Origin of the sequence: Flavobacterium sp. FlaQc-48 (assembly GCF_044007335.1) — a bacterium.
GTDB lineage: Bacteria > Bacteroidota > Bacteroidia > Flavobacteriales > Flavobacteriaceae > Flavobacterium.
In genome coordinates this window covers 80076-103279 of record NZ_JBIPCR010000012.1, presented here as the reverse complement: position 1 = coordinate 103279, position 23204 = coordinate 80076, and the positions used below count along the sequence as shown (strand labels likewise).

The window sequence follows — 23204 nt, the reverse complement described above, 5'->3', positions numbered from 1 at the left end:
AAAGAGTTGATGGCTAAAGTAAAAAAAAGAACCATCTATTTTAATTTTAGTAGTATTCAATCAAAAGTTTTTTAGTATGTTTGTTTTGAGTTTAAGAAATACCTTGCTTTTCTTGTATAAAGAAAATGATGATGTTTCGTCATCGGTGTAAGATTATTTAACATTCAGCACTACTTCTATCTTATGGATGAGAAAAGGTACTAGACGTACAGTTTCGGTTCCGCCTCCTCGAGATTAACTGTACGTCTAGTACCTTTTCTCGGGAGTTGATAGACATAGTCCTTAGAAAATACGAAGGTTTTAAACTTTAAGCCCTATTGCTTCAATAGGGCTTTTTAATGTAAAATAGCGATTGTAATATGTCTGAACAGCTTAGTAAACAACAAATTTATGATAGAATAAGAGCTACCTCAAAAGATAGCTACATATTAGAAGAAATGCAACGTTTAGGATTTTGGCAATCCGGAACAGAACCTACACTTTCTGAAATTCTGATCCGTCAGGAAGCAACGATTGAAAAGGAATTAAATGAGCTTTTAGCAAAAGACAGGAAGTTTAGCAACAGAGAAGCAATGGTTCTCGAAATGCGCAAAGCACGAATGAAACTTGCTAAAGAAAAAAGGGCTGAGACCAAATTAAACCAGGAGAAAAAACGTCTGGATAAGGCCGAAAACTGGAAATTACTGCAACAGCAACAAATTTTGTATTTAGGCGAGGCAGTATCCAAAGGACTGGGTTCTAAAGAAACCGATTCTAAAATTTCAGAAAAATACAATTTGCCGGTTTTCAAAGATGCCCTGGCATTGGCCAAAAGCATGCAAATAGACCTGAAAGCATTGCAATATCTTGCCTATAATAGAAAAGTTTCTAAAATTAACCATTACCATACTTTTGAACTTGAAAAAAAATCAGGCGGCAAACGTAAAATATCAGCTCCAAAACCTAAGTTAAAAGAGCTTCAAAACTGGATTTTAGAAAATATACTTCACAAAATACCTTATACAGTTGAAGCACATGGTTTCATCAAAGAGCGGTCTATTGTAACCAATGCACAGCCACACCTTAATAAGGACATTGTGGTGAATATCGATTTAAAAGATTTTTTCCCTACCGTAACCTATAAAAGAGTCAAAGGCTTATTTCATAAAATAGGCTATTCAGAAGAAATTGCTACCATTTTAAGTTTACTCTGCACCTACTCTGAAATTAACGAAACCACACTAGACGGCGTTACCTACTATGTGCAATCCGGTGAACGCAAATTACCTCAGGGTTCGCCTGCCAGTCCTGCCATAAGCAATATGATTGTCTATAAAATGGATCAAAAAATCAATGGATTAGCAAAAAAATTAAATTTCAGCTACACCCGTTATGCAGACGATATGAGTTTTTCTACCCATCAGGAAAATAGCCAAAATGTTTCCCGATTATTATATTTTACTAAAAAGATCATAGAATCGGAAGGTTTTGTCATTCATCCCGACAAAGTACATGTGATGCGAAAAGGCATGCAACAAAAAGTTACCGGAGTTGTGGTAAATAAAAAACTTAATGTAGACAGGATTCAATTGCGAAAATTTCGTGCCGTACTTCATAACATTGAAAAAAATGGATGGAAAGACCAAAAATGGGGAAAAGCAATTCATTTAATCAATGCCATAGAAGGCTACATTAATTATGTGTATATGGTGAATCCTGAAAAAGGAACGACATTCAAAAAGCAATTGAAAAATATTATCACCAAACACGGTCAGCCTCCTGTAGAAAAAATAATTATTCCTGAAAAAGTGGACCCAATCGCTATTGCTGTTCCGGATGAGACAAAAGAAACAGCAACGGACCAGAAGCCGGAAAACTGGTGGAATATTTTTTAATTAATACCCTTTTTCAACTATGAAATTAATTAAACAGATTAAACTTTTCTATAAAGAAGGGAATTCAGATAAAGTATACGAAATAGACTTGTGCGCTATTGATGATACTAATTATGTGGTCAATTTTAGATACGGAAGAAGAGGAGCCGTTTTGAAAGACGGAACCAAAACACCGGAATATGTTTCGGCCGAAAAAGCACAAATTATTTTTGATAAGCTTGAAAATGAAAAAAAGGCCAAAGGCTATGCTTCAGAAATAGAAACACTGATCGATCTTCCTTCCTTAGAAAGCACAGAACCCGACTCCATAAATGGTGTTATTCTGCAGCGTTTAGAAGATGCTGTTATGGGCAAACAAACTTTTAAGACGCCATGGAAAACCAGCCGTGTTATCTGGAAAGCGGGTTTATTAGAGATTAAAGAAGCGATTCCGTATATCATTAAATTAGCCTCAAAAGGAGATGACCTGCAAACCTATTCTGCTATTTGGGCTTTAATAAAGCTTAAATCTGCTGAGGCAACAGCGCTTTTTAAATCAAACGCCTTACAGGGCAAACAAAAAGAATACATTCGAAATCTGGCCCATGAGGGATTATTAGAAATCCTAAAAGACGAAGAATTACAAAAGCATATTACAACAATTCTGGAGACCCTGCCTCAGGAAGCACGATACTATATCGATAAAAAAGATTACGATGAGCTAATCATTTTTCTAAAAGAAGAACTGGCAAACCATTCGATCCAGTATCTGACCGCTTTGTACTTAGTGGCAAAATTTGATCCCAAACTACATGAAATTGTTGTTTTTCTATTAGAAGCTGTCCCCTTCAGGCCTCCTTATTTTAAGCATGTCAGGGCTATTTACAAACTGGCCCACATTCGAAATGATGCTGATGCAATTGCAGTTCTTGCCTATCGATTTGAAAATGAAAACCCCATGTTCACCAGAACCGTTTCATTAGAAAGCGAATACGATAACTGGCAATTTATTGCTGCTCTCAATGAAAATGTAAACATCGGAAAAGAACTTAGGGGAAAAGACAGTAAAATTGCATTCTCCAACTTTACAAAACATTATTTTCAAAAAAACAGCCTTCATTTTTTGAAAGGAATGAAGGCTCAAACTGATGCCAAAAAATACCTCAGGTTTGCCGTGTCAATTTTATTAAAGTACACAGAGAATGATTATAGTAAAGCCGAAAAATTACCTCTCAATACATATGGGCAATACAATTACAATGACAGAAAATATTATTATACCGTAGTAGATTACCCGGAATGTTCTAATTTACTATTATTGTCCACGATCTTATTTGGGAATGATAATAAACGGATTTTAACTTCAAAAATGAAGTTCATTTTAAATCAGGAAATTTTCTCCAGTAAAAACTATTATTATTCCGAAAATGAAGTAACTAAGGTAAGCAGTGGCAAAACAACTTCTCAGGAAGGGAATACAAATAACGCTACTAATCCGGATTCAGGCTCTGTGCTTGATAAGGCTAAAAAAGTATTTTCAACTTTTTTTGGTAAAAAAGAAATAGAAAAAAATACGCCCAGTCTGATTGTTCCCGAAGAAGAAAAAACGATCATGGAAAATACCCCAAATCGTTTAGAATTATTTCCACAGCACTGGGATGCTTTTCCGGAAGCTTATATTCAGCTTTTAATGGAAGCCCAAATGAATGTCATTCATCAGTTTGCGTACCATAATGTAAAAGCCAGAAACGATTTTAATACTTTGATCCACCGTTTTGATGAAGCAAACATTTTAAATTTACTGAATAGTGATTTTGCCATACCAAACCATTTAGGGTTCGAAACAATAGTGCTTAAAAATGCTGTCCTTTCGACTCAGGTTGGCTTTATTGGCGAGGTACTGAACTCTAAAACCGAGGTGGCAAGAAATTGGGCAAAAGACCACCTGATATCCAATCCGGCATTCTTTCTTAATGATACAGAATGTGTTGCAAAACTCATATTTAATGAAATTCCTGATTTACGGACCTGGATCACGAGCACGTTGGAAAACTTTGTCTTTACTGAAGATAAGGCCAAAGCCATTACGGGAAAAGTAATCGTGGAGCTTCTTACGTTCGAAGAAACCGCTGCCAACAATACCTTAGCAACATTAGCCATCGAAAGGCTTAAAAAAATAGCTACCCCACAACTTGAGCAATTGAGCTGGGACATTGTAGCCCGTTTAATTTCTTCTGATTTAAAAACTAATAATCTACTGGCGAGTACGATTTTAATCTTAAAATCTGAAAAAATAGCTTCAAAGGAAATTCCGTTTTCACTGATTGTACTCTTTTTAGAAGATGAAAGTACTGCCATCAGAAAAAACGGTATCCAGCTGCTCAATAAGTATCAGGAGGATTATTTACTGACCAATAGCGCATCTTTATTAGACGTATTAAATAGTGAATACCAGGATGTCCTTGAGACTGTTCTGGAGCGTATTACGCAGTTGGGCAAATCACATTCTGACATACTTGACATTGCGCTGCGCAATACAGTGTATGCCATGATTCGAAAAGAAAAGTTTGAAGGCGCTCATTTGATTTTCAAAAAATTCATATCAGAAGAAACAACGCAGCAATGGAATACAGCATTGGAACCAAGAGATGTTATCAAATTAATTCATGCCCATTACAGAGAAAGCCAGTTAACGGGTTATGAGATACTAAAGAAATATACCCGTAAAGAGGATTTTACAATACGCCAGATTATTTCGTTAGGAAACCATGAAATCCTGGCCATTAGACAATGGTGCTGGAATTATTTTATGGACAAAAAAGAGCGCATTCGTTCTGAAAGGAATGATGCCTTAGCCCTATTAGATACCACTTGGGATGATACCAGGGCATTTGCCTTTCATTTCTTTAAAACCGAATTTGATGAAACCGATTGGGATTTAGACTGCCTGATCAGTATTGTCGATTCTGTGATACCTGCTGTTGAACAATTTGGAAAAGAAATGATTACCCGATATTTTAAACCGGAAGATGGCATAACGTATTTAACAAAGTTGAGCCAGCACCCTGGTGTAAACATTCAAATTTTTGTGACGAATTACCTCAACACTTATGCATCAGATAATCTTGCTAAGTTGCAAGAACTGGATTTTTATTTCCGTTCTGTATTGACCCGCGTGCATAAAGCCCGAATTGCAAAACAGCGTATTTTTCAATTTCTACATCAGGAAGGAAAGAAAAGTGAGGCCGCAGCAATTTTTGTAACCCAGATTATTGATGAAGTTTCCGCAACCGTTTCTGTTCAGGATAAGGCGAATTGTATCGCTATCCTGACCAGCTTAAAAACGCTTTACCCGCAATTGCATACCCATCTAATCCTTAAAAACTAAGTTATGTTATTTGATTATAAATACAGCGGAAGCACCATTGTAAATAACACCTCTACCAGTACCGGCATGAGTTTTTCGCCGGATACATTGAGGGAACCTACCTTTTTTGTTGGAAAACTAAATCAAAAAATAGCTTTTAGAGAAGCCATTTCTGCACTGCATGATGTGGTGATTTCGGATTTACGTTTTTTTCCAAAGGATAAAGAAGCCTACAAATTATGGGCGGCCGAACAAGAAAAAATATGGCTGAGCGAATACATGGCCGATTTTCAGATTGAAAATGTCCGCGCTCGCATTCAGGAATTAAAAGAAGAATTAAATACGGTTCAAAAAGAGAAAAGAACAATCCTGGGGCCTTTTAACAAGGCTAAAACGGCTTATTTTGATTATCTGTATAAAAATGATAAAGATGCGTGGTACGTATTAGATCCTGTTATTACAGTACATCCCGATGAAGTCTTTTTTGAATGTTTCAGTAAAGACGAGTCATCTTATGGAAAATTAAGCTGCAATTATAATATATTCACAGAGATTAGCGACTTTAAATGCGGCACGACCAATATTGATTATTCGGAAGGATTATATAATGAATTTCAAAAAATAAGAAATTATAAAGAAACCGAATTCAAGATCGATCCTTCTGGTTTTGAAGCCAAAACAACAAATGAACAGGTTTACAAAGAGGTCAAAATAGATTTACCGGATTCGTGGGTCAGGGGATTTTTGCAGGTAAGTTCAGCAATGACTTTACCGGCAACCGTTCTGGATTTGCATCCTATGGATATTTTTAGCCTGTGCCAGTATTTACGCCGCTTCAAAGAAAAGAAAGGACCAAGAGCTTTACGATTTGTACTGGAACCGGACAAACCTATTAAAGCCATATTTGAACCTTCGCATGACGAAATCGTATTTCATCGTTCTCTTTTTCAGGGAAATGAAGCCAAAACAATCCGTATCTGGGGAAGACGCCGATTATTAATTCTGGAAAGGTTAATTCCGGTTGCCCGAAATTTTAAAGTTGTTTTACTGGGATCTGGCTTACCTTCTTTTTTTATCGCCGATTTAGGGGATATGTCGTACACTTTAGGGTTATCCGGCTGGACTAAAAACGACTGGAGTACGGCTGGAAATTTTGATTTAATGGCACCAAGAAGCCATGTCGATTTATTTACACAGGAAAAAGTTTTCAACGCTTTAAAAGAAAACTGGTTCGATACATCGGATCATCTGGCCAAAAAACTAAACCTGGATCCTTCAGTAGTTTCGGCATCATTAACGGCCTACACACAAGCCGGACGAGTAATTTATGATTTAAATTTAGGATTGTATCGCGTCAGGGAACTGACACAGGAACCCCTGAATATGAAAACATTGCGTTTTGCAAGTCCGCAGGAAGAGGTTGCCAATCAATACCTCACCGAAAATCGCGTAAAAATTACTCCGACTGTAAAAGCAGATCAATTGCAGATCAAAGGAAAAGTAACCGATAAGAATTTCACTTATAATACGCTGGCCGTTTTAGATAAGGACAATCGACTGATTGAAGGCCATTGCGAATGTTCGTTTTACCAATCCAATCAATTGCGAAAAGGGCCTTGTGAACATATTCTGGCCACCCGCATGGCCTTGCATGCCAAAATCACATCATAACAAAAGAAGCCATCCCGGTATTGGGAGATGGCTTCTTTTGCATTTTGCCTGAACCCTGAAAAAATAAGTTTACTTTTTGAAATGAAGTTTATACTTCATCACATCTTTTAGCAGTAACCTATTGTCTTTATTAAAATTCAATAGTTCTGAAGCAATCTCTGGATTTTGGTCAATTCTTTCAGCTGCAATTTCGTAAGCCATATTTTTAATCATTTCTTCAAGCTCTGCATGTTTGGTAAATTCATGTTTTAATAAATGAAGAAACACCGCCCTATTTTCGCCGGAAACCCTGTTTTTATAAACATCACTTATCGCGTATGCTAATTCTTCGGCCGAATGAATGTTGGCAAAATAATTATTTAAACAGTTTTTGGCATCTTTATTCGTTTTCCAGCCTTCCAAAAGCAGTTCCTGCGCTTCGGTTATATCGTTTATCTTATTTTTATAAATTAAGGAAGCTTTTATATACTGATAATTCGTTTTATAGTACTCCGCGACTTTATTAAAATGATGGTCTGCTTTTGGCTTGTCTTTTAAAATGGTGTACAAATCCCCTGCCTTTTCATCCTCATTGAGTTCTTTATAGAGTTCGATTGCTTCTTTGTAGGCATGGCCTTTCTCATAACATTCTGCTGCTTTATGTTTATTTTGATCATACTTTAAATAAATCGCCGCAGCTTCAGGATACAATTCGCCTTTTTCAAGGACTTCGGCGGCTTTTTTGTGATTTGACAGTAATTTCAAATAAATATGAGCTGCTTTATGATAGTCTTTATTGGCCGCATATTCCTCGGCCAGCTTTTCATAGCGACTTTGCAAAGTAGCAAATCTGTCCGAATCTATAAGTGCTGAACCTCCTGATTTTGACGTATTATCAGCCGAACTGTTTCCGGAAAAAAGCGATATAGCAAGTACCACCATAATGACCAGAAGCAAGAATATAAAAAAAGATTCAGATCCGGAATGGTGCTGTCCCATCTTAAAATTTCCGGCAAGTACAATTAAAACTACTATAAGGCCAAATTTGAAAATTTTTGAAGATGAATTTGTTGTTGGCAAAAAATTAGACATACCGCTCCCGCCAAAAGAAAACTGTCCATCATTACCCCCTCTTGACGTTCCTAAAGTATCCAGCGGAATCGCTAATTGCAATGCTAATTTTGGATTTTTTTCCAGAAAGGCTAAAAACTTATCCATTTCCTTTTGATTGCCTTGCATCAGTTTTTGCAGATCAAAGGGCAGTTTTGCGATCCTCTCTTCTTCTGAAACCGGATTTTCAATTTCTTCCAGAATCTTTTCCTGATCTACCTCAACACGAAGCGAAGTGATCAATTGCGGAATTGAAACTGTTTTTGACGGCTCTGTTATCTCTATTTCTTTTGGCACGGGCAACTCAAGCAAATCGCCCCAGTTGACTTCTTCTTTTAATTCAGCCAAACCAATTTCGGGATGCAAAAAATGACACGCTTCCGAAAATAATTTATGCCATTCTGCTGCTGTTAACTGAGGGGTCACTATTGTATTTTCAGGAATAAACAACTTATTTTCTACCAATTGGTAAAAGTTATTTTTCCCGATATCAGCTGTTTTAATCACGCTCTTATTGAATACGACCAAACAGCCAAATACTTCATTGGCACGTAAACCCGGAACAGGAAAAACGGTAATAGCATCCAGCGTTAAACCCATATTCTGAATTTCGCGAAGCCATACTTCCGCAGCGGCACTTTTGATAAAAATGCCGGCCTTTGGGAATGTGTTTTTTGAATGTATTTTTAATTTAAGCTCCATGATGTACAATATTCAAAATAAACGGTTTTACATATTTTTCCATAAACACTTCTTCTGTTACACTTTCTTTAGAATGATCCGGATTAAAATAATCGTTTCCGGTATATTCCTCAGCTGTCGCCATAATAGTCCGCATGTTAATTACAAAAGCAATATAAAAGGTATCAATTCGTTTATCACTGCTTTCAAAAACCAAAATTCCGTCCTTGTTGGTAATTTTACTGCCATCCTCAGACCTAAAATATTTGGTTTCCAAATAACAAACAGCCCCGCTTTCTTCCAGTGTCTTTTTCAGTTTTTCGGCAGCTTCTCTTGTTTCATTTTGTAAAATAATGCTAAAAGGCTCATCCACAATTTCTTTGGCTTCTTTTAATGATTTACCTGCATTCGATTGTATGCTTTTTACAATCGTTACGGGAGACAGACCCCTGTTTTTTAAAATAAGATCAACTCTTGCTTCCAATTTGATGGCATCTCTAGGCAGCCTCATAGACGATTTGTCTTTTTCAAGTATCAGATTTGAAATACCATAACCATTTAATCTTAACGCATTTTCATTTATTGCAACACTATCCAGCCTTTTAATGACATTGTATTTTATTTTACTGCGTTTATAATTTTGAATAAAAGAAGTTTTTTCGTCCAGACTACTATTAAATACCTGTCTTATAGTTTCATTTCTTATTTCGTTTAAGTTGAAATCATCATCAATCTGCCAAAAAACAGGCGCAAAATTTTCGCCACTAACAAAATAAAAATGGTTATGATGTTCAAACACTTTAACCGGGTTACCATTGACTTTTTCATCAAAATCCCGGTGTTTCTTGACTTCTTTAGTACTCAGATTTATTGTACTGGCATGCTGTCTCAAATCATAATGATGGCACCACAATATTTTCTCTCCTTTGCTATTGGTCCTCAATGCAAAATTGCCATTACCAAACGGAAGATCTGAGGCTATTTTCACAAATCCTTTATCGAATTTATCATTAAAAAAACGGAACAAATTGCCATACATATACATGTAAAACTCATTCTCGTGACCAAATATATGCGGATTAAATCGTTCCACCGGATACAATACTGGCAGACTTTCATCGGCTGTATTTTTAGCTTTCTGTTTTTTGTTCGTATAGCCTTTTGTCCATAATTCATCTAAAGGCAGTATGATCTGCTGCAGCATTTTTTTGCCTTTATTTTGATTTTTGTAAACCCCAATATGCTGCATACCTGTTGCAAAAACATATTTTATATCTTCAAAATAATCGCTCATTGCTTTTTGCATCGGAACCAGTTTTAAGCTTTCTTCAGAAGAAAAAAGAAAAACTTCCTGATTTTTACTATTGATTTTATGGTCCGCAAAAAAAGCATCCAGTCCGGCTGAACAATCCAGTTTCCCGCTGAGCTCACTTAAGGCATGGATCACTTCGTCTACACTTTGAACAGCAATGGCTTTGTATTCTTCTCCCACGACATACACCTCGCACTCAATGTCTGTTTTTGGATGTCTGGCAATGGCGATTGCCGAAGCAAAAGCCAGGATCTTAGGATTTCCCCAGTTTTTTAAAGTATGGTCCAGTAATAAAATACGTTTAAACTTATCAGCTTCCGGCGGCACTTCCCGCTGGATATAGAGTGCTTCATTATTGGCAATTCTGGACATAAAAACATCATCATCGTAAGCAAATTCAGAAATAACGAGTTTATCAAAATCCCCTTTATTGGTTAAATCTGAAATTCCTCCCAACGGCTGTTCGCTTGGATGATTGTGATGCAGCGGAATGTTTAATCCGGACCAAAGTCGTTTAATCAGGCTTCCAACATGAAAGGTTTTATCTTCTTCAATAAGCTGGTCTACAAAATCAGTAACATGATCTGACAGGTTTTTTTCTTCTAAAATTTCCTCACTCAGTTGATCCTCCAAATCCTGATGCGGAATACTTTCCATTGCATTCAATATAGACTGTACTGTTGGATACTTTATCTTTAGCAAAGCCAGTGTCCTGAAATCTTTTCTGTAATTAGCCTCATTAAAAGGATCTTTGACAGACGTTCGCACTAAATGATGCCTGTTATTTTTATATTCATCCAGCATATTTCTTGCTTTTTCTGATGAAACTCTGTTATGGCACTCATGAAAAATAGTCTGAAACAGCTTCATTCTGTTTTTACCCGCTTTGTACTGATTGGGTAAACCGGAAAGCATTTTTAAAAAATCAATGCTGGCCCCCAGCCTAAAGGACTGAGATTGTGGAAAAGCGGTTACTACATTTTTACTTTTTACCAGATTATGGATCATTTCAATCGCCTGCTCATTTTCAGGGTTTGTAGCGATAATAGCCAATAACAAAGTCCCAAATGGCGGAATACTGTCTTCAGAAAGGTATTCTAAAATTTCAAACACAAATTTTTCGTAGCCAATAGTCTGCCCATTCGGAATTGTTATAGACTCAAAGACACTTTCTTCAGAAAATACCTGATTGTCCCATTCCCAGAAATAGTCCTCGTACGATTGAAAATATTTTTGAAACTCCATTTTTATTTTATGAAAAAGTTAAGCGAAATGAACTAATCGATAGTTCTTTTAGAGTTGTTTTTGGAATTACCGTATAGCTGTTATCCTGATTCCAGAGTATGATGTTTTCTTGTAACGGATTTAATTTTTCCTGAAGGATCCGGGTCAAAGCAAACCATTCAAAATTATATCCGGTTGGAATTAAAAAATGGTTATCAAACCAATATGTACTGCCTTTTATGGGCAGCAACGGGTTTCCGATAATCAATATTTTTTTTCCTAAAACCACCCAGTTTAGAGGTTGCAGTCTGTACTTTGGTGCCCATTCGATATACGGTTTCAATTCCTCATAATCTACTAAAAGCCCGAAAGCTTCTTTGACATCTTCAGAAGGTTTTAAGACCACTTTAAGCTTTTGGTCAATACCAAAAAAATTATGGTTGAATCCAGGCAAAGAAACCGGCAGAGCACGCAAAATTGGAGCCCACAGCAATCCCTGGGGCATTTTTTTTGATGGCAGCCGTTTGTCTTTTTCAAACAATAGATTTTCCTTTGCTTCATATACGGTTTTGTACGGAAGCTGCTGAATTTCTGCTGAATTTAACTGTTCCGGAGAAAAATCCTTAATCCAGATATTATCCGTCTCAAAAGCTACTTTGAGCTGCTCCCAATGCCTGATGGATCCCAAAAATTCTTTGTGTTCTTTTTTAATTTCTAAAAAATACATATTAAATCGTTTGAAGTATTTTTTGCCACAATGATTCTATATGCTCCTGAATGTATTTTTTCTGTTCTGCATCTTTAATCCAGTCGCAACGGGTTTGTATGTATCGAAGCTTGTCTTTAATGACATTTTGTTCTTCAAACGAAAGGGTGTCGTCCTGCCATTTTTCGATCAGGTAACTGACTTCTTTCATCACACTTTCTGCATCCGGGGTTTTATTGTACAATGCCTGAGGATGGGATTCTGCCGAATTATCTTTTTCGATAATCTGATTGATTATTCCTTCCAGGATTTCGATTTGTTCTTCATTGTCCCATATGTATTTTAAAACCCATAAATCAGATAAAATAGCCACATTTCTGCCGCACATTAAAGCACTTGCTGCAATAAGGTTCTGCAATTTTACCGCACGTCTGTCTGATACTTTTATACCGGTATTTCTAAGACTGTGAATGATGTCCACATATTCATTTCGAATGGTGTTTAAATCTACTTTACGGCAAAGTTGTTGCAGTTCGCGAATTTCATTTGCTGTAATTACGGGTACTTCTCCGCTTCCGGAACTTTCTAATTTCCATCCCGCCAATAATACTTCATGCAGTAAATCCGGCTCAACATAATCACATTTTATACGAATTAAAAAACGGTCTAATAAAGCATTTAGCGCTTCATCTTCGGGCAGGACATTACTTGCTCCCACAAACATAAGCGCCGGAAGTTTTTTCGTTTCTTTACCACGACGGAATATCTTTTCGTTAAGCGCCATCAGCAAACTATTCAGGATTGCCGAATTGGCGTTAAATATCTCATCAAGAAATACCATCGAAGCTTCGGGCATCATCCCTTCAGTATTGGTGATCAACTCGCCTTCTTTCAGTTTACGGATATCAAACGGTCCAAAAATTTCATTGGGTTCCGTAAATCGGGTTAAGAGGTATTCGAAATTTTTTCCCCCTTCAATCCCATTGGATAAAGCCCTGATGATAGCACTTTTTGCCGTTCCCGGAGGCCCTAGCAAAAAGGCATTTTCTCTCGCCAGCAAACCTATTCCCAACAGATCAATAATTTCATTTTTTCCAACAAAGGTTTCTTTAATATGCTTTAAAACACTATTTAATTTATCAGTAGCTTTCATGTACTTGCTTCTATTTTTTATTTATTCGTTTGATACTTTACAGTTGCGCCCAAAATATTTTTTTGTAATCCCCAAAACCTATTTCCAGCTGTTTTTTTATAACATCAGACTGGGTAAATTTTATTGCTTTTCTCTCTACGATCCGATCGATATACAGCTGTTGCAAACAATCATTTGTTGTCACTATATCAAAATGTATCTTTTCTGTTTCGATTTCAAATCCTATAGCCGAATAATGAAACTGTAAGATGTGCTTTTCTAAAATCGCAATCACCAAATCATCGGGATCTATTCTTTTCATTTCGGCTATAATTTGTGGCAGGAAACGTAAACAAATATCTGCTGATAAAATCGCCGATGCATCTGCTTTTCCGTTATAATCAGGCAAAAGCATGACCAGGTCACTAATTTTATGTTCCCGATATAATAAAAGCTGTGCTGCTAAATATACCGTTTTGGCTGCCCAAACCGCAGCATCCGGATTAAAATCCGGTGCTATTCCCGGATATTCCAAAACTTCTTTTTCGTACTCTGTTTCCAGAAACAAAGCTGTTTCGGTTTCTTCGGCTTTAGAAATGGTAATTAGTTTATCGTACAAAATAATCTGCTCGATAGTCCTGAGATGATAAATGGTCTCCAAAAAAGGTATTTTCGTTTTATTCATAGTGACAGATTATGCCTGTTAGAATCTAATTCTGTTTTGTCATTATTCCTTACAGGCACATTCCTGTAAAATGCATACTCACAAATATATCATTAAATCTCAACTTTGTTAGGTTATTATTTGAGTACTGAAAGTACTGAACAATGCTTTACTGGTTTAAAAAGAGAAACCGCAAATACAAAATATCTGCAGTTCCCTTCTGTAGCTATCAACTGTTCGTTAAAGGCTGCAAACAACAAAAAAACTCTAATTCTTCAGGCACCAATTTAAAATTTTGGCGATGTTTTTTGCATCATCAATTCCTCTGTGATGCGTTCCTTCTAATGGGATATTCAGTAAATGCAATGCCCCGTTCATTCCGGTTGGTTTGGTTAAACCAAATTTTTCGCTAAAATGGGTTTTTACATTGATATGCTCTTCTGCCATGGGATAAGGAATCCCAAACGATCTGCATTGTTTTCGAATCATATTCAGATCGTACTGGCCGTAACTTGCCCAGGTATACAAATCGGGTTGATACTCGTCGACCAGCTTTTCAATTGCTTCTTCAAACGTTACTCCGTTTTTATCCAATAAATCCTGGGTAATAGTGGTGAGTTCTGTACAAAACGGACTCACGCTGGAACGTTGCGGCTGAATTAAAATGCCCTGGTTCTGGCTAATTTCACCTGTTTGTGTATCTAAAACCGCTAATCCGATTTCGATAATTTCATTTTCCTGCCCCTTTGGGACTGCGCTTTGCCAACATGTGGCTTCTAAATCGATAATAATTATTTTATCTGTAGTTTTCATTTTTTAATTTTTTAAATATTTTATACTTCTCTAATGTGCCCCTAAAAGAACTTCTCACACCTTCATCGCATAGTGAAACAGGATTATTTTTTGCCTGCCATTGGGACGTTTCCGCCACCCGAAATGGTGATTGTTTTTCCTGAAAATATTTCTGAGTTATTCCTAAAAGAGATAACTGCAAAATCTTAAAAAAAGATTTCGTTGTTTAAGATATTTTCCCGGCTTTTCATTTTCTACGCCAATTCTCTTGATTTTATCGGCACTTTTAATCTGTTTTTCATGTTCACTTCTATACTTCTCATTAAACTTTTTGAAAGGGCGCGGCTGAAAATCAACCAAAATTGCAGCCATATTTATGGCATCAATATTAGACGGGTCTGTTTCCCCTTTAAAGAAGGTTTCGATAGGTCTGAACTTATCTTTTTGTTCCTTGAACTTTTTCTTTTTGGTATGATCAAAATCTAAAGAAAACAGGTTCTTAAAAACATTTAAATCATCCTTAGTTGGGTTCCCTTCGAAAATAAGCCAGCAGAAATCACGTAGTTTTCCACGAGAAGGGCTGTACAAATAATCAAAGTATTCTCGTTCTTTTTCTATCTCATATTTATTTTTAATCGCTTTTTTATATTCTTTTAATGTATTGTTACGCATGGTAATTTCTTTTTAGAAATTCTTGAGAATCTCACGAAAAAACACAGGGATTCCGGGAATCCGACACCTGCAAAGCCTTAAAAACACTGATGCTTTGCCTGACAAATATCACCTGGATGATACACAATATCCCCGAAACTTGCCTTCTCATTCCGTCGTTTAATGAGCTCCAAATCCGTTTCTTCTACTAGAGCAAACGGACGCTCACTAAGCCTAATTATATTGGTATGACCAAAATAATGGTCACACGCAAATACTATTTTTTGATTCATTCTTAAATTTTATTTTTTAATAAACCCTTCCACATATACTGCTTATGGTTTCTTTTTTTACTTCACGAAGATTTCCTTTAACTGACCAATGACGTTTCCGCCTCCTGAAATCGTAATTTCACCAATTTTATCGGCGATTTTTTCTACGTATTCCATCTCTTTCAATTTCCACAACATTTCGTTTTCTTCCATCAGTTTTGCTGTGTTTAGTAAACTTCTGGTTGCAGCGGTTTCTTCTCTTCTCATAATGCTGTTAGCTTGCGCTTTTTTCTCGGCAATCAAAACCTGGTTCATGATTTCTTTCATATCTCCCGGTAAGATTACGTCACGAATTCCGGCATCAGAAATCACCAAACCCAACTCGCTGACTTTAGTTATTACTTCGGTCAGAATTGCTTCGGCAATGGAGTCTTTTTTTGCTAATAATTCGTCTAGTGTCAAACCTCCAACAAAAGCTCTTAAAGCCAATTGCATCGCTACATACAATTGTTTATCAAAGTCTTTATTATCAACCAGCGCTTTGATGATATCAACAACCTGATATCTCACAAAAAAGTTGATCCTCAATCCTGCTTTGTCTTTCGTTAACAATTCCTGACCGGAAATTTCTACCTGCTGTTGTCTGGTATCGATTGTTTTAACTTCGATTGTAATCGCGTTATTCCAAAAGTAATGTGTTCCGGCTTTTAATTCTTTTACAAAATTTCCATTCACAAACAACAAAGCTTTATCATTGCTGGACACCATAAATTTTCTGACAAAATATTTCAATTGAGCATGCTCCAATAAATTAAATGGAATATTCTCTGTGATCTCAATTTTAGAAACATCCGCTTTTGTGAATTCATTTTTTACAATTCCTTTCCAAAAAGCATATCTGCCCGGAGTTAAAACTCCTTTAAAATTTCCGTTTACAAATTGCAAAACGATCTCATTATCCGCAACCTCAACAATTTGTAACATAGAGGCCAACACCTGATTTTCTAATAAAACACTTAGTTCAAAAGGAGCTTTAAATGCTGTGACAGTATCATATAACATTACATTCTTGTTTCCAAAAATCCAATGTAAACCTTCCTGTAATACCTTAGTTAATTTTCCGTTTTCGAAAACCAAACCCACTTGGTATGCTTCGATTTGAATTCTTTTTATCATAATATTTTTTGTTTCAGGTTTTCTTTGTTTCAAGTTGAAAGCAACGAAATCTATATTCTTTCCTCTATCATCTATCATCTATTCCTCTATCCTATATCCTCTTTCCTCTTTCCTCTATACTCTATCCTCTATTCCTAAATAAAAAAACGTCATTGCCTCTCTCCTCAAAGCAAAACGGACGGACAGTTTGTAACTTGTTTACTCCTATTGTTCTGCAATTGTGTTTTATAGAAATGATCCCCAAATCATTTGTACAATCAAACCGAAAAGAAAAAGCGTATTTCAAAATACATTGCTGCACGTGCAGGTTTTATCATGAGTTTGAAATTTTAGATTCGAAAATCTTAGTTTCACTGACAAAGACAACTTCGTTTTTTCCTGATCATCTTTTTAAGAGTGATGTTCTCTGGAAATACAGATTTTTAGTCTGTTGACTTTGACCGGACTCGTCCAACCAATCGAAATTGGTGCAGGATTCGAACCTGCGTATTTTCTACTGTTCTACCAACTGAACTATTGCATTGCTGCAAGTGGGACTCGAACCCACGACACATAGATTGTAATCGTTTTTTGGAAAACCATCAAAACCTCCAAATCAAGTTGCATAGAAAAACATAATTCGCTTTCGCGGAAAGTTTCCTACAATGGTGCTATACAGAAACACGCAACAGGACTTGTCTGATATCGTAAATCAAAGTTTCCTCTGATGTTTTTCATTTTTTTTAAAGAACGTTTTCTATTTCTTAAAACAAATATTCAAATTACACTACGCAATTATTTTGCGTAGTGTTCATTTTTTTAATTAATCCAATCTATAACAGTCGATAAGTACACTTCTCTGACTTCCTCAAATCGGGTTATGTTAGGGATATGATTTACTTCTAATAAATACCTGGATCCATCTTTTGCCACGATATAATCATTCCCAATCATATCCATATTTAAAGTGTTTTTAATATGCAAAGTATCGGCCAGTAATTCAGGATCAACTTCCATAAAACCGGCATCATCAGGATGAATCGATTTTAGCCATGAATCGCCTTCCAGTTTAATTTGCCAGTAAACATCGCCTATGATCATAATACGAACTGCTTCGCCTTCAAAATAAGGTTCGGTAGTGGCTGTAAATTCGCTTTCCCATTCTCCCGTAAAGCGGTGTTTATTTTCTCCACAATGCCAGTTTCCCCATTTGGCAACCGTATCACCCGTTGTGGTAACAGTAGCTCCCGCACTAATAAATCCCCGTGGGGCACTAAAGGCCGAATGTGACAAAGCTTTGACCAGACACGGAATTTTAAATCGGCAATCTAACATCGCCGCTGCGTTAGGGTAACAAGCGCCTCTCCAGATGGCAAGACCTGAAATAAAATCAAAATCATTATCATAAATTCCGTAATACACCACCTTATCAACAGGTAACATTCCAATTCCGTTTGATTTTTCCATATACAAAACCTCATCTTTAACCACTATTTTTGGTATCGACTGATGCCAGATAATATGTCCTGAGTAGTTTGCTTTTATGTGATCGTATTCTTCCTGTTCAATTCCTACAAGAGCAATTCGGTTGTAATCTTGTTTCATGATTTTAATTTTAATGTTATTTACTTTTTACTTTACACTGCTTCCAGATCCAATCGTTTAATTCCAAAATCAGATTTTCTCAATTTGCACATTCTTCCATCTGAAGCATGATGAAACACAATTCCTTCTATATCATTTTCTGCTAAGAACTGCTCCAGATCGTCAAAGTCAAAACTTACAAAGTCCAGTATTTCACTACCGTGCTTCATTAAAGTGTGTGCCCTTAATTTTTCAGGATTTCCCTGCACTTTTGGTCCGCACAATTCGTATGTTCCGTCTGTTTTGGCTTCTAAACGATCAAACCCTTCAAAGAAAAACTGATCTGCCGATTTTAAACGATCGCATTTTACCCAGTGCGGGTGATGTCCTGTTATAAGATCTGCTTCCTGGCAGGGAATTGCGTTTTCCGGAATTGTCCTGCCCTTTTTAGCATCGAATCGTTTAAACAATTCTCCCCCAATAATAGCTACGGCTGTACCGTCAAATTTTCTGGTCGCGATTGCTTCGCCATTTAATACCCATGCATTTTCAGCATTTATCTTATTGATTACTCTTGCTAAATCATTTGGATTTTTAGCAAATAATGTACTTATCTTTTTCATTTTATACTTTTTAAATTACACCTTTGATCTGCTACGAAGGCGCTAAGTTTATTTTATTCTTTTTTTACGATGCTGCGAGAGCTTGACAAAGCATAGCGAATGATTTTTGCGCAAAGTCGCAAAGCCACAGAGTAAAGGATAAAAAAGATCCTAAAAAAATCTACTAAATCTGCGTGAACAAACCTTTGCCCCTTTGTTCCTCTGAACCTTTGAACCTTCAAAAAAAAAAGCGGCCCATACGGGAGTCGAACCCGTTTCTCCCGAGAGACAGTCGGGAAGGTTAGCCAGTAACCCCAATGAGCCAGTTCCTTCTAGAGAACATGCGATTTCGGAAGGAATTGAACCTTCAACCTATTGATTAACAGTCAAGCGCTCTGCCAGTTGAGCTACGAAATCATTTATTTCTGGGCATAAAAAAAGCACCCGGTTAAAGGTGCTTCATGAGATTTAATAAGACATATTTATCCTATTGCCTGTATTCATGCACCTGTATTGTAAAACTTCCCGGATAGAATCCCGAAGTCTTTAGTTGTTCGTTATGTATGTTATATTTGAAATCCATTTTATATGCTGTATTATTATATTTTGAAATCCTGTATGTTTGAAATTTTGTCTTCCAATTTTCTTCGGCAAAGATAAAGTCGAAAAAATCAATTATCCAAATTATTTTCAAAGTTATTTTACTGATTACCAATTACTTAATCAATAATTAAAACCATAAAAATCCCTGTCCGCATACTTATGCAGATCGCTGTTTGTATCAAATGACTGTCTCTCATCAGATTACTTTTCAAAATTATATTTCACTATTTAGTCTAATCATTAAACATTTGGTCCGTTATTTTTTTAATTATTTTTAGTTAAAGGTTATTTTTTAATCTTTTTTAAGTCATCCTGAGCACTTTTTTATCGGTTTGAGCGCGGTCGAAACGCTCAAAAAACTACTTTAAACAAAAAAAGCGTCCCGATTAAAGGACGCTTTTACATATTTATGTTGATTTTGTAACTACAAATTACATTTCAATTCTATACAATACATACCGCATCCAGAGCCGTTAGATGGAAAAACTCCTTCTAAACGGTCATAATTTTGTTTTACTGAAAGCATGATATGTATTAGTTTCTTATTCATTTACGGTGCAAATGTAATTTTTTTCTTTTAAAATACTACACCTAAATATTTCGAAATCAAAAATATTCCTTTTTTAACACCGTTTACGCTAAAACTTTAGCTTCAAAATGAGGTAAATATTTATAATAATCTTATTTTTGAAAGAAAATAAATACAATATATTTAAAAAAAATCAGATTAAAATGAAAAAACACCTAAAATACATCAATGAAAACTCAGACAAATTTTGGCAAATTGAAGTTACAGGATCTGAATTTACTGTGACTTATGGCAAAAACGGAACTTCCGGAACCTCTCAGACAAAAAGTTTTGCAACGGATGATGAATGTTTAAAAGTCGCAGAAAAACTACTCGCCGAGAAAATAAAAAAAGGATATTCTGAAAGCGGTGGTGTTGCCGTGGCTTCCAAACCAAAGACAGCTAATAGCGCTAAATCAGATGAAGTTCTGGAAGAATATGACGCTATCATAAAATCTAAAAATATAGATTTGCTTTTGCCTTTTCTAAAAGAAAAATCAAAAGGAAATATTGAAGCACTAAAAAAACTCATCAGGAAAAGTAAACGTTATTTTATGACGTATACTGACCTTACAAAAGATCCGGGTTATGTAAAAAAAGACAAACACGAGTATGGCCGGGGAACCCGTGGCGATAAAAAGCAAAGTGACATTATTACCCTTAGTGCCATTGCTTTATTTGATAAAACCGATATCAATTCCTGGGATGAAGCGTTGAGTTTATTGAACGAAATAGACGAAAAACCTCAGGTTCTGGAGGTTTTATTGTGGGCAAAACCCAACTGGCTCGAAACTTTTATTTTAGACAAAGTAAAAAGACAAGATTGGGTAGATTTCAATTATTACATTCTACGCCAACTTGAAGACCATAATTTAATACACTTTAATCCAGAATTATTTGCCTTAAGTTTAGCTAGTACTGTAAACATGGAGTGGCGATATAAAATAAAAACAAAATTTTTTAGTGATATAGTACTCAATAATAAAACAACCTATCAGAGAGATATTCCCGAGTTATTCAAGTACGAAACAAGTCTTCATGCTGTTAATAATACATGGGATGTTATTTACAAATCTTTATTAGATGAAAAAAAGATGGATCGCGCGTTTTTTATCGAAAATGCCATCCTGATTCAATCTAAAGAATGGAACAATAACCTGAAATCTTTCTTTAGAAAAAGAATCGAAGAATTTAATGTCACCGCCGATGAACTTATTATTCATCAGGAAAATATATTCTCTTTTCTGCACCATCCGTACCCTCCGATTACGAGTTACGGAATTGAATTAGTGAAGAAAATTTACGATCACCCAAAATTCAAAACCAAGTCGTTTCTGGAATGGCTTGAACCCTTAATGATGCGCAGCGATTGCAAAGCCGCCATTAAAAGTGTATTGCCTCTTTTAGAAAAAATCACCAAAGCAAACCCAAAACTTAGCGCGACAATTGCCTCAATCATTGCCGATGTTTATGTCATTGCAGACCTTGCATTGCAGGAACGCGCCAGTAAAATCATCACCAAAATTGCGAATACAAAAGATAAAATCCTGAAGGAGAAATTATCATCGTATGTAACTTTAATGCAGGGAAATATAAAATCAGGATTAACCCAGTTTTTAGACGAAGATGCTCTGGTTGTTGATGATGCTGCTCATGAAGAATATACATTCGAACCTCAACAAGAATTATTCCTTATTGAAGAAGTTCAGTTGCCAAAGGATTGGAATGATGTTGTTTTTCAGTTTGGAAATTTCATCAATTCAGAAGAAACTTTAGATTCTGAAATTCTAATGAATATTTATATTTCACAAAGAGATTTGTTTCCATTAGATAATAGTGCACAATTACAACCGTACTTTAAACAATTACAAAAAAGTTATTTTGAAAGTGACCATAAAGATTTTGTAAAATCATTTGTGATGGGAAAAATTGTGGACATAGAAAGTAAATTTGATAACAAGCATAAACATTATTCAAAAATAAATACCCTTTTATTAATGCAATCCTTGCTGCAGAAAGTACAGCAAAAAACAGACACCAATTCTGCTTTGCCACTGCTCTCTTTGCCCAGTCACAAGCCGTATTGGGTGGCACCAAAGGTTTTAGTAGAAAGGATTATTACCTATCAAAACACCAAAGAAGAAATTGATTCTGTTGATTTGGCCATTGCGATTGCGCGTATGCCCAGAGAAAATGTAGCCGAAGCCATCCCGTTACTAGATAAGGTCGAAGGCGAACTCCAACAGCTTTTATCATTTTGTCTGGGTGTTGCAGAAAAAATGGAATTAGATGAGGAGTCCTTATCTTCAAAACCATTAACAAGAAGGGGCAAACCCAACCAGGAAACAGGAAACCTATCGCTTTGGGCAGTTGCGGCAAGAACTTTTTATCCTAACGATACTTTTACTGAATTTGAAAATACGTATTTAAAAAATATTCCGTTTGTAGTAGCTCCTTTTAAACCTGAAGTTACCTTTAAAGAAAAATGGGACGAATGGACCAATTATCAAACCAAAGAAAAAGAGCGAACGCCATCCTGGTACGAAATGAAGTTTGATTTGCCTAATTACTCAGAAGGTGGCATGCCTAATTACGCAGAAATTCCAAATTATTTATTGTACAGTCTGGATATTTACAACAGATCAAACACTTGGTATCATAATCTTAATTATGCCGGAAATACTTATTTCTGGCACAGTCTTACACCACAAAATTCAGATGCGCTGGCATTGACTTTATTAAATAATTGTAATATTGCCGATGGTGCAAAACCGGAATTAAAAGGTTTTCTGGGCGTTATCAACCGACCTGAATTTCGATTCTCAGATATTAGCCTGCTTTTGTTTGCCGTTTGTTTCTTTCAGGAAAAGAAGGATCTTCGATTAATGGCATCTGAAGTATTGATTAATTTAATTGAAAAACAGGCTATCGATGTCGAAAAATTAGCCGAAAAAATCGCCTTGCTTTCCTCTGAAAAATATGGCGTGTTTGTAAGAATGGCCGATGCATTGATTGCCATAAAAGATGTTTCGCCATTGCATAACAGTGCTTTGCTGCAATTGCTAAACTCCTTTTTTGCCAATCTCGATTTAAAAGAAAAACTGCCAACGAACTTCAAGAAAATAGCAGAAGGTTATCTTGATGTTTTAACCAAAACCAATCAGAAACCTTCGGCAAAAGCAATTCTTTTCTTTGAGCAATGGAAAGATCATACAGCGCTTAAATCATTGATTAAGCAAATTTTAAAATAAAGAAAATGACAGATCTCGAATATATCT

The 23204-nt window shown here is 36.0% G+C and carries 14 protein-coding genes and 3 tRNA genes; 4 read left to right on the top strand and 13 right to left on the bottom strand.

Annotation, left to right across the window (positions count from 1 at the left end; all coding sequences use genetic code 11):
- Positions 1–359: 359 nt before the first annotated feature.
- From ACHRWY_RS18360 to ACHRWY_RS18350, 3 genes are read left to right on the top strand one after another with little or no spacing between them, the layout of a single operon-like run.
- Positions 360–1874 (top strand): reverse transcriptase family protein, encoded by a 1515-nt coding sequence (locus tag ACHRWY_RS18360; RefSeq protein WP_395356609.1) that lies wholly within the window; start codon positions 360–362, stop codon positions 1872–1874.
- 19 nt (positions 1875–1893) lie between these two features.
- The gene (locus tag ACHRWY_RS18355) at positions 1894–5241 is read left to right on the top strand and encodes a WGR domain-containing protein (protein ID WP_395356608.1); all 3348 of its coding nucleotides are present in this window, start codon (positions 1894–1896) and stop codon (positions 5239–5241) included.
- Between the two features lie 3 nt (positions 5242–5244).
- Entirely contained in the window at positions 5245–6891 is a 1647-nt protein-coding gene (locus tag ACHRWY_RS18350) for an SWIM zinc finger family protein (RefSeq protein ID WP_395356607.1), read from the top strand.
- Positions 6892–6960: 69 nt separating this feature from the next.
- Here the strand turns inward: ACHRWY_RS18350 and ACHRWY_RS18345 are convergent, their stop codons facing one another.
- From ACHRWY_RS18345 to ACHRWY_RS18285, 13 genes are all read right to left on the bottom strand, one after another.
- The gene (locus ACHRWY_RS18345) at positions 6961–8682 is read right to left on the bottom strand and encodes a histidine kinase N-terminal domain-containing protein (protein ID WP_395356606.1); all 1722 of its coding nucleotides are present in this window, start codon (positions 8680–8682) and stop codon (positions 6961–6963) included.
- Entirely contained in the window at positions 8672–11218 is a 2547-nt protein-coding gene (locus ACHRWY_RS18340; RefSeq protein ID WP_395356605.1) for a ribosomal protein L7/L12, read from the bottom strand. The genes ACHRWY_RS18345 and ACHRWY_RS18340 overlap by 11 nt, the downstream gene beginning before the upstream one ends.
- Before the next feature lie 7 nt (positions 11219–11225).
- Positions 11226–11924, bottom strand: coding sequence for a hypothetical protein (locus tag ACHRWY_RS18335; RefSeq protein ID WP_395356604.1), 699 nt, complete (start codon positions 11922–11924; stop codon positions 11226–11228).
- A 1-nt stretch (position 11925) separates the two neighbouring features.
- The gene (locus ACHRWY_RS18330) at positions 11926–13056 is read right to left on the bottom strand and encodes an AAA family ATPase (protein ID WP_395356603.1); all 1131 of its coding nucleotides are present in this window, start codon (positions 13054–13056) and stop codon (positions 11926–11928) included.
- A gap of 37 nt (positions 13057–13093) precedes the next feature.
- Positions 13094–13720: a hypothetical protein gene (locus ACHRWY_RS18325; protein WP_395356602.1), complete on the bottom strand. Its 627-nt coding sequence runs from the start codon at positions 13718–13720 to the stop codon at positions 13094–13096.
- A gap of 246 nt (positions 13721–13966) precedes the next feature.
- Complete coding sequence (locus ACHRWY_RS18320) at positions 13967–14512, bottom strand: exonuclease domain-containing protein (protein WP_395356601.1); 546 nt, start codon at positions 14510–14512, stop codon at positions 13967–13969.
- Positions 14513–14674: 162 nt separating this feature from the next.
- Positions 14675–15163 (bottom strand): hypothetical protein, encoded by a 489-nt coding sequence (locus tag ACHRWY_RS18315; RefSeq protein ID WP_395356600.1) that lies wholly within the window; start codon positions 15161–15163, stop codon positions 14675–14677.
- Between the two features lie 329 nt (positions 15164–15492).
- Positions 15493–16590, bottom strand: a complete 1098-nt coding sequence (locus tag ACHRWY_RS18310) for a slipin family protein (protein ID WP_395356599.1) — start codon at positions 16588–16590, stop codon at positions 15493–15495.
- A gap of 465 nt (positions 16591–17055) precedes the next feature.
- Positions 17056–17105: transfer RNA gene (locus ACHRWY_RS18305), tRNA-OTHER, on the bottom strand.
- A 283-nt stretch (positions 17106–17388) separates the two neighbouring features.
- Positions 17389–18174, bottom strand: coding sequence for a hypothetical protein (locus ACHRWY_RS18300; RefSeq protein ID WP_395356598.1), 786 nt, complete (start codon positions 18172–18174; stop codon positions 17389–17391).
- Between the two features lie 32 nt (positions 18175–18206).
- Positions 18207–18776: a DUF5565 family protein gene (locus ACHRWY_RS18295; RefSeq protein ID WP_395356596.1), complete on the bottom strand. Its 570-nt coding sequence runs from the start codon at positions 18774–18776 to the stop codon at positions 18207–18209.
- Positions 18777–19006: 230 nt separating this feature from the next.
- Positions 19007–19079 (bottom strand) — tRNA-Asp (locus ACHRWY_RS18290).
- Positions 19080–19099: 20 nt separating this feature from the next.
- Positions 19100–19172, bottom strand: a tRNA-Asn gene (locus tag ACHRWY_RS18285).
- 918 nt (positions 19173–20090) lie between these two features.
- On the opposite strand from ACHRWY_RS18285, the gene ACHRWY_RS18280 reads away from it, so the two are divergent.
- Positions 20091–23177, top strand: a complete 3087-nt coding sequence (locus ACHRWY_RS18280; protein WP_395356595.1) for a DUF6493 family protein — start codon at positions 20091–20093, stop codon at positions 23175–23177.
- Positions 23178–23204 lie beyond the last annotated feature (27 nt).

What these genes read in the sequence shown, in the direction of transcription:
- ACHRWY_RS18310 (WP_395356599.1), bottom strand. Translation starts at nt 16,590, where the DNA reads ATGATAAAAAGAATTCAAATCGAAGCATACCAAGTGGGTTTGGTTTTC.
- ACHRWY_RS18335 (WP_395356604.1), bottom strand. Translation starts at nt 11,924, where the DNA reads ATGTATTTTTTAGAAATTAAAAAAGAACACAAAGAATTTTTGGGATCC.
- ACHRWY_RS18355 (WP_395356608.1), top strand. Translation starts at nt 1,894, where the DNA reads ATGAAATTAATTAAACAGATTAAACTTTTCTATAAAGAAGGGAATTCA.
- ACHRWY_RS18350 (WP_395356607.1), top strand. Translation starts at nt 5,245, where the DNA reads ATGTTATTTGATTATAAATACAGCGGAAGCACCATTGTAAATAACACC.
- ACHRWY_RS18345 (WP_395356606.1), bottom strand. Translation starts at nt 8,682, where the DNA reads ATGGAGCTTAAATTAAAAATACATTCAAAAAACACATTCCCAAAGGCC.
- ACHRWY_RS18325 (WP_395356602.1), bottom strand. Translation starts at nt 13,720, where the DNA reads ATGAATAAAACGAAAATACCTTTTTTGGAGACCATTTATCATCTCAGG.
- ACHRWY_RS18280 (WP_395356595.1), top strand. Translation starts at nt 20,091, where the DNA reads ATGAAAAAACACCTAAAATACATCAATGAAAACTCAGACAAATTTTGG.
- ACHRWY_RS18320 (WP_395356601.1), bottom strand. Translation starts at nt 14,512, where the DNA reads ATGAAAACTACAGATAAAATAATTATTATCGATTTAGAAGCCACATGT.
- ACHRWY_RS18295 (WP_395356596.1), bottom strand. Translation starts at nt 18,776, where the DNA reads ATGAAAAAGATAAGTACATTATTTGCTAAAAATCCAAATGATTTAGCA.
- ACHRWY_RS18330 (WP_395356603.1), bottom strand. Translation starts at nt 13,056, where the DNA reads ATGAAAGCTACTGATAAATTAAATAGTGTTTTAAAGCATATTAAAGAA.
- ACHRWY_RS18340 (WP_395356605.1), bottom strand. Translation starts at nt 11,218, where the DNA reads ATGGAGTTTCAAAAATATTTTCAATCGTACGAGGACTATTTCTGGGAA.
- ACHRWY_RS18315 (WP_395356600.1), bottom strand. Translation starts at nt 15,163, where the DNA reads ATGCGTAACAATACATTAAAAGAATATAAAAAAGCGATTAAAAATAAA.
- ACHRWY_RS18300 (WP_395356598.1), bottom strand. Translation starts at nt 18,174, where the DNA reads ATGAAACAAGATTACAACCGAATTGCTCTTGTAGGAATTGAACAGGAA.
- ACHRWY_RS18360 (WP_395356609.1), top strand. Translation starts at nt 360, where the DNA reads ATGTCTGAACAGCTTAGTAAACAACAAATTTATGATAGAATAAGAGCT.